Origin of the sequence: Streptomyces sp. 13-12-16 (assembly GCF_002114215.1) — a bacterium.
Classification (GTDB): Bacteria; Actinomycetota; Actinomycetes; order Streptomycetales; family Streptomycetaceae; genus Streptomyces.
In genome coordinates, this window is record NZ_NCTE01001056.1 from 1 (window position 1) to 972 (window position 972).

2 protein-coding genes are annotated in these 972 nt (G+C 75.7%); one reads left to right on the forward strand and one right to left on the reverse strand.

Annotated features, from left to right (window positions below; all coding sequences use genetic code 11):
* Nucleotides 1-537 (reverse strand): uracil-DNA glycosylase (locus B7767_RS35060; RefSeq protein WP_085575604.1); only part of this gene is annotated, 537 nt, incomplete at its 3' end.
* A 74-nt stretch (nucleotides 538-611) separates the two neighbouring features.
* Between B7767_RS35060 and B7767_RS35065 the strand changes: the two genes are divergently transcribed.
* The coding region (locus tag B7767_RS35065; RefSeq protein WP_143652800.1) for an RNA-binding S4 domain-containing protein at nucleotides 612-972 on the forward strand (361 nt) is incomplete at its 3' end.

A 972-nucleotide genomic window follows, 5' to 3' on the forward strand; every position in this document is an offset into this window, starting at 1 on the left:
CCGGGGCCGGGGCACGGTCCAGCCGGCCTCGGCGAACGCGGGCAGCGCGGCCTGCCAGCCGAAGGCCCCCAGCACGAGCGCGGCCCGCACCGTCGGCCGCAGCAGGTGCAGCTCGCGCACCAGCCAGGGCCGGCAGGTGTCCCGCTCCTCGGGGGTGGGCTTGTTGGCCGGCGGGGCGCAGTGCACGGGCGAGGTGACGCGCACGCCGTACAGCTCCAGGCCGTCCCCGGCGTGGGTGGAGCCCGGCTGAGAGGCGAGCCCCACGTCGTACAGCGCCTGGTACAGCACGTCCCCGGAACGGTCCCCGGTGAACATCCGCCCGGTGCGGTTGCCGCCGTGCGCGGCGGGCGCCAGGCCGACGATCAGCAGCCGGGCGTCCGCCGGCCCGAACCCGGGCACCGGCCTCCCCCAGTACGTCCAGTCCGCGAACGCGGCCCGCTTGGTCCGGGCGACCTCCTCCCGCCAGTCGACCAGCCGGGGGCAGGCACGGCAGCCGGCGACGCGCTGGTCGAGCCGGTCGAGGCCACGGGGATCCATGGTTCCACCGTAGGTGTTCGGGGCGGGCGAAAACCCCGCACCACCGGCCGGGACCAAGGGTTAAGGTCGGGACCATGGCTTCTGAGAGTGCCGAGGACCCCAAGGTCGCCGCCGCCGTGGCCGCCGCCGAGGCGGCCGGCCCGCCGAGTGGTGAGTCCGTACGGATCGACAGCTGGATCTGGTCGGTGCGGCTGGTCAAGACGCGTTCCCTCGGCGCCGCCGCCTGCAAGGGCGGGCACGTCCGGGTGAACGGCGAGCGCGTGAAGCCCTCCCACTCCCTCCGAGTCGGTGACGAGGTGCGGCTGCGGGCCGAGACCCGGGAGCGGATCGTCGTCGTCAAGCGGCTGATCCGCAAGCGGGTCGGCGCCCCGGTGGCCGTCCAGTGCTACATCGACAACTCCCCGCCGCCCCCGCCCCGCGAGGCCGTCGCCCCCG